The following is a 6,831-nucleotide window of genomic DNA, read 5'->3' as shown; positions in this document are numbered from 1 at the left end:
CGTCGTAATGCTGCGTCGGCGCGTTCTCGTCGCCCGATTCAAGCGACACCGAATACGCACCGAGCTTGGCGGCGTGGGGGATCTCGAAATGGATATCCGAGGCGTGGTCGTCATTCCAGGTCAGCGGCACACGATATGTGTCCCCGCTGCCGAGGTGCGTGATGATCGCGCGGGAGGGATAGTCCGCGGGGAATGCGAGACCGGTAAGGGTTTCAGTGCGGAGGAAGAACTTCATCGACACCGTCTCGCCCAGGCGCAGCAATGTGCGATCGAAGACCGCATGGGCGCGCACCGTCGGCGTGCTGTCGGTGTCGGTCGGCACGTCGAAGCGCCAGGATTCGATGCCACGGTTCCAGTCCGCGCGCACGAAAGCCATGTCCGGCCCGGTCTTCGGATCGTCGATGCGGGCAGACACGAACAGGCCATCCACGCCATTCCTGTAGGCGCAGGTCCGTTTGTTCGCCAGCGACGCGTCGATGCGATACAAGCCCTGGGCATCGGTCACGCCGAGCGCGAGTTCGTCGCCATTGCAATCGGAGACCCGCACGGTGGCATTCGGTACAGGCAGACCTTTGTCGAGCGAGGTCACCCAAACCAGGCTATTGTCGCGCCCTCGCTTGAAATGCACGCTGAGATTGGTGACCAATACGGCCGTGCGCACATACATGTCCTTCGGTGCCGCGAGCAAGGAGCGGCCCAAGGCTCCCGATGCCAATTCCAGTACATAGAAACCCGGCTTTTGCAGAGGAATGCCGATGACCTCGAAGGGACGGGGGCTGTTGGCCTGATCCTCTCCGGTGCCCGGTATCGTCATTGCCTGCACCCCGGACTGTCCGGCGAGCAACGACAGCGACCGTATGTCGATTTCCCGGTCTTGCGGTTTCGGTGCGGGCTGGTCCGGCGCTGGCGGTGGATATACCGGGTCTTGCCCTTTTGCAAGAAGACCCGGACGCGCATCCTCGATGGACTTGACGGTCATGGCGCCGTTGTCGAAGCGCTCCACCAGGCGCATCCATTTGCGGATAGCGTAATCGTCGTCGATACGCAACGTGTTCAAGCGTGCGCCCTGAGCAAGGGGCGACATGGTTTGCGCGCCGGCATGACCATTGCCGGTGACCGAGATCGATGGTTCGATGCGGCGCAAGGTTACGGGAACAATGGCCGGCATGTTCGGTTCGGCAAACCGTTCGATGATGCCGAAGGTGCCGGACGCGAACTTCGCCAATGGCGGCAATGCTGCAGTGCGCATCGAGAGCGGGAAGCCGTCGGCGTTTGATAGCGACCGTCCTGCCACGTCCCGCAGGTTCGGGGGAAGCGTTACCGTCAATGCTGCATCGATGGGCAGCGGCGCGGCAAATTCCACCGATACGACCTCGGTGGCGTGATCGTCCGCCTTGAACACGGGCGATAAGGTGCCCTTGGGCGTTTGCACGCGTATCGCCTCTGCCTGGGCGCGCGGGATCGGTGCGTTGAACGCGATTCGCAACGGGCTCAACGGCGTGCATGGCGCGCTCGCGTTTTCGCGCTCGCACGAGAACGTGGCTGTGAAGGGATCGTGTACGGTAAAGTCGAAACGCTTTTCCGATTCGTTGCGCACGCCGTTCGGCGCGGCGACGCCGGCACCAAATACGAGCTGCATTTTTGCCGCGGCGGGCAGCGCCTGTGCGCAGGACAATGTCAGCACGCGCGCGGCGTCTTTACCGAGCTTGAAGTGCGCAAGCACTGCCTTGCGTGTTGCGTCATCCGCGGACTGGACGGGAATACGGTTGCCGATGCCACTGACTTCGCACCAGATATTCTCAAGTGCCGAGCGGGTCTCGACGGGGCTTGTCAGACGCAGCACGAAGACCTGATGTTCCTCGATTTCGGTATATTGCGAAGGCTGTACGGACAGCGGATAGGGCCCTCCGGTGTTGAAGCGATACAGCGGTGGACCACTGAAGGCCGTGCCCGATATCGCGCGGATGCCTTGGTTCAGACCAATGCGGCAACGACTGCCGGCAGGCAAGTCTTGTTCGAAATCGTAGAGCCAGGTCCTTGCATCGCGCCAATGTCCCTGACCGCGAATACTGCCTTGCGTTGCATCACATTCGACCGTGGCGGGCGCGGGCGCCGCTGCGTCGCCGAAGCGCACCATCGCTTCATCAAAGGTAGCGACGACCTGTCTTGCTTCGCTTGCCGTCCCTTGCGGCGACATCGAGACAATGCGCGCGGCGTATGCGCCGGGCATCGACATCGCGGCGGCAAGGGTCACTCCCAAGATCGTTCGCAAGGCGACGGCAGTACGTCGCGGGATGATCGTGCGGCGTCGGCAAAAAGGAGCGGCGAGCTCTTCCTTGACAGCGCGCTGCAACACGAAAAGGCCAGCGCTCTCGAGACGCCAAGTCTTTGCATCGTCGAACTGCCGGTTGTTGCCTGATGTCATTGCACGATCGCTTCACATTGATGGTCACGCCCCATTGGACGTGACGTGGCGGGACAGCTCGCTCGCTTGGTAACGCAAATAAGTGATCGGTTCGAACGACTGTGAGACTGTTCGTTGTCGTAACTTGCCGTAATACTATCTTTTCAGGTATCGAGTCGTCACCTACTTTTCATGTCGACCGGAAAATAGCGGTGATGGGTTGTCGGTTGCTAAATCAATGGATGTCGCGAGGGGAAAACGAAAGAGACAGGGGGAAGGTGGTCTGAAGAGAAGAAAGGTGGCACACGCATCGAGGGACGCCAGGGCGGTGCTCCCGACGCACTCGTCAGCGTTCTTTATGGTTGTGAAGTAGGTGCCGGAACGCGTGTGTCCCTGGATATCGCTGCTATTTACATTACAACATCGACCCTGTCTTCTGGTATCGCGTATGCCAGGAAAGTGCCTCTTCGAGGAGATGCGGGGTTTGGCCGCCACGCTGCATTCGGGCCCGGGATGCATAATCACGCAACGCGGGCTGGTATGTCGGGTGAACACACTGCTCGATGATGATTTCCGCGCGCTCTCGTGGCGCCAACCCGCGAAGGTCGGCTAGTCCGCATTCCGTGACGACTACATCTACATCATGTTCGGTGTGGTCCACGTGCGAGACCATCGGCACGATGCTGGATAGCTGGCCCGCTTTTGCAATGGATTTGGTGACGAAGATGGAGAGCTGACCGTTTCTCGCGAAATCACCGGAGCCACCAATGCCATTCATCATGTGCGTGCCGCACACATGCGTGGAATTCACGTTCCCGTAAATATCGCATTCCAGCGCGGTGTTGAGACAGATCACGCCGAGTCTTCGGATAATTTCGGGATGATTGCTGATCTCCTGGGGCCGCAATACGATCTTATCGCGGTACGCGTCGATACGGGACACGAATCGATCGTATATGCCCGATGAAAGGGTAATCGAAGAGGTCGATGCGAATGAAACCGTGCCCGAATCGATCAATGCGATCGCGCTGTCTTGCAACACTTCCGAGTACATCGTCAGATCCCGGAACGGCGAATCGATCAAGCCGTGCATCACGGCATTGGCGATGGAGCCGATGCCAACCTGGAGCGGCAGAAGCGACGAGCCCATTCGACCACGTTCGACTTCACCGATGAGAAAATCCACGATGTGTCGCGCAATAGCGGACGTTTCATGATCCGCTGGTTGCACCGACGATGGGCTATCGGGCTGATCGGTGATAACGATCGCGGCGATCTTCGCTGGATCGACCTTGATGCTTGCATGCCCGATGCGTTGCGCTGGGCGAGTCAACGGAATGGGTTCACGTTGGCTTACCGGTTCAGGCATATAAATATCGTGCATGCCGGCCAATGCCAGCGGGACGCTTTTGTTCAGCTCGACGATCACCTTCGTGGCTTGCGCAACAAAGCTTGCCGAATTACCAACGGACATCGTTGGCACGATGTTGCCATCTTCGAGAATCGCCGCTGCTTCGATGATCGCGACATCTACGGGTGGAAGATGTCCTGAGCGTAGTTGTTCCGCCGTTTCCGATAAATGCTGGTCGAGATACATGATCTCACCGGCATTGATCTTTCTTCGCAAGACGGTGTCGACCTGGAACGGCAACCGTCGCGCCAAGAGGCCGGACTCGGCCATGATGCCGTCGCTGTCATGGCCCAGCGAAGCGCCACTTAAAACCGTGATGGAAAACGGCTTGTCATGAGATGCGTTACGCGCCCTATCTGAAAGCGCTTGGGGCAGGGCCTTTACGTCGCCGGCTTTCGTGAAGCCGCTCATGCCAACGGTCATGCCATGCGATACCAGCCGTGCGGCCTGTTCGGCGCTACAGACGCGGTTTAACAGATCAACGTGATGAATGCGATCGAGTCCGTCATGTGCGTCGGCGTCGCTAGGTTGTACGGTCGAACATAAGGGGGAGGTCATCTGCATGGTTTGTCTCCATCGGTATCAGGGGCTTTCGTGGACCGTTGCTTTTGATACCCAATATAAAACCACTTAAAAGTGCGTCGTATGATTTAAAATCGCTAGAACCAGTCGTAAAATTCATACTTCTTCCCTGGAGTCAGGCGGTGGATATACGCTCGGTCCGCTACTTCATCGAGACAGTCAGGCTCAAGAGCTTTACGCAGGCTGCCGAGCGCCTCAACGTCACGCAATCGACGGTGAGCAAGATGGTTCGCTTGCTCGAGCAGGAGGTTGGCGAACCACTGTTGATTCGCGAGGGCCGGAATCTGGCGCTAACCGATACGGGCGTCGTTGTCTTTGCGCGTGGTGAGCAGATGCTTGCCACGCTGGACCTGTTGAAAAGGGACGTCGAAGATACGAAATTATTGCGAAGGGGCACGCTTCGGATTGGCATCCCCCCGATGGTGAATGTGCTTTTCACCGGGGTGCTGAAACGTTTTCGGGAACGTCACAAGGACATAGAGCTGGTCTTGTCCGAGGGCACCGGGCAGGAAATCGAGCGCGAAGTGGCCGCGGGGCATCTGGATATTGGTTTATCGGTTTTGCCTACTGATCCAATGCTTGATCTTCGCAGCCAGGGCGTGGCGCGCTATCCCGTGTGGGTCGTGGCTGCCGAAGGCACGTTCCCGAAGCATCACACGACGCTCCCGGTGAAAGTATTACATCGCATGCCAATGGTATCGCTCAGTGACGAATTCGCACTGACCCGGCGGATTCGACAGGCATTCTCCGAGGTAATGGTACGGGATGATAAGACGCCAACTGTACGAAAAATGCCTGTTTCGCCGACGATCGTGGCACGAAGCAAGCAATGGGATTGGGTCGCCGCGATGGCTTCCGCGGGGATTGGCGTGGCGTTATTGCCGGAGCCTTTTTTGAATCGCCTGTCAGATTTGCCGAGCCAGTCGGTGCTGCTCACCGAGCCAGCCGTTTTTTGGGAAGTCGCCCACGTCTGGTCGGGAGATTACCTCTCACGCGCGGCAATCGCATGGCTGGAGATCAGTAAGGAGATGCTTGGCGCGTGGTGAAACGTCGCGGCGCATGGTGTCTGGTCATGGCTTGCTGTCGCTTGAAAGCATCCTGCCGCCCGAGTCAATCAACCGGCCGTGGGCCAATATAGATTGCCCGCGGTCTGATTGGCTCCTTGATCATGGCTTGTTCCTTCGCATGTGCTATCCATCCGACAGCGCGACCGATACCAAACAGCGTGAGTGCCGACGTCACCGGTAACGCCAGGGTTTCCTCGATTGCCGCAAGAGCGAAGTCGAGATTGGGACGCAGGTTGATCGCGCGATGGATGGTATTGGCAATTTCCTGGATGCCGCTCAACCGGGCGCTTTCGTCCCGGCAGGAACGCAGTAGCGCCAGTAGGCATGTGGCGCGAGGATCGCCATCTGGATATAGCTTATGGCCGAAAGAGGCGAATTGCTCACCACCGTTCAGGCGTCCGACGAGATAGGTCGGAATATCTGACTCGCGCAATGCTTCACGAATCAAGGTTCGGGCGTTGCCGGTTGCGCCGCCGTGGCGGGGGCCGAACAACGCGCCTAATCCGCCCATGACGGCGAGCAGGACATTCGAGCCTGTCGAGGCAATACAGCGCACCGTGTAGGTAGACGGATTAAGTTCGTGATCCACGCAAAGGATCAAAGCGGCCCTGAGCACGTTCACCGCGTTCGGGTCGTCGATCTTCCACGCGCGGGCAAGCTGCTGGTGAATCGGCTCGGACGTTGGCGCGACACCGGTCACGCAGGCAAGCATCATCTTCAGTACGAAAGCGCCCGCAGCGGCGGTGGCGCGGTCATCGCGCAGCCAAAAATGACCATGCGTCGAGGCTGCGAACCCGAGGCCTATCAACGCGCGATGCAGAGGCGATGCATCATCGCCAGCGTGACGGATACGCTCCAATGCCAAGCGGAAGATATCATTGTCGCTAGCCGATCCTTGATCGAATTTGGAGACTTCCCAGAGCATGGACGCGACCTCTTCAATCGTGGAAGTCTGGGCTAATGTGATTGCGCTACGGCCGCGATACCACAACATTCCCTTGTCGATCAGCGCAATGCGTGACTCGATCGGTACCCCGAAGACGTCGCTGCTACCCCGAGACTTGTTGGACGTCTGCCGGGCGGTTCGTGTCGAAATAAGGCGATAAACATCCTCCGCAAAATAGGATCGCGCTCGGCGCTCTTCGCCTTGGATCGAGCGGATCAATCCGCGACTAACGTATGCGTACAGCGTCGGCAGCGATATCTGCAGCAATGCCGAAGCCTCGTCAGAACTCAAGAATTCTTTCATATTGCCCGGTAAAAATAGCGTCTATCACGTAGTTTACGTGCTGAGTAATACGACCGAGCGTGATCGGAAAGGGGTTCAATTGTACCTAATGCTTCCCAATTTTTGCGTGGCTGCATAC

The 6,831-nt window shown here is 58.3% G+C and carries 4 protein-coding genes; 1 reads left to right on the top strand and 3 read right to left on the bottom strand.

The window, feature by feature from the left end; translation table 11 throughout:
- Both WM40_RS12710 and WM40_RS12705 read right to left on the bottom strand, forming a co-directional pair.
- Nucleotides 1-2,425 (bottom strand): MG2 domain-containing protein (locus tag WM40_RS12710; RefSeq protein ID WP_236693494.1); only part of this gene is annotated, 2,425 nt, incomplete at its 3' end.
- Nucleotides 2,426-2,819: 394 nt separating this feature from the next.
- A complete protein-coding gene (locus tag WM40_RS12705; protein WP_046153033.1) occupies nt 2,820-4,373 on the bottom strand; it encodes an acetyl-CoA hydrolase/transferase family protein in 1,554 nt (517 codons plus the stop codon).
- A 146-nt stretch (nt 4,374-4,519) separates the two neighbouring features.
- Between WM40_RS12705 and WM40_RS12700 the strand changes: the two genes are divergently transcribed.
- Nucleotides 4,520-5,443 (top strand): LysR family transcriptional regulator, encoded by a 924-nt coding sequence (locus WM40_RS12700; protein WP_024903247.1) that lies wholly within the window; start codon nt 4,520-4,522, stop codon nt 5,441-5,443.
- Nucleotides 5,444-5,507: 64 nt separating this feature from the next.
- On the opposite strand, the gene WM40_RS12695 is transcribed toward WM40_RS12700, so the two are convergent.
- The gene (locus WM40_RS12695; RefSeq protein WP_046153012.1) at nt 5,508-6,713 is read right to left on the bottom strand and encodes a citrate synthase family protein; all 1,206 of its coding nucleotides are present in this window, start codon (nt 6,711-6,713) and stop codon (nt 5,508-5,510) included.
- Nucleotides 6,714-6,831: the final 118 nt, after the last annotated feature.

The sequence above is a fragment of the Robbsia andropogonis genome (genome assembly GCF_000970345.1).
Taxonomy (GTDB): Bacteria; Pseudomonadota; Gammaproteobacteria; order Burkholderiales; family Burkholderiaceae; genus Robbsia; species Robbsia andropogonis.
The sequence above is the reverse complement of the archived record's forward strand: the minus strand, read 5'-3'. Positions and strand labels throughout refer to the sequence as shown.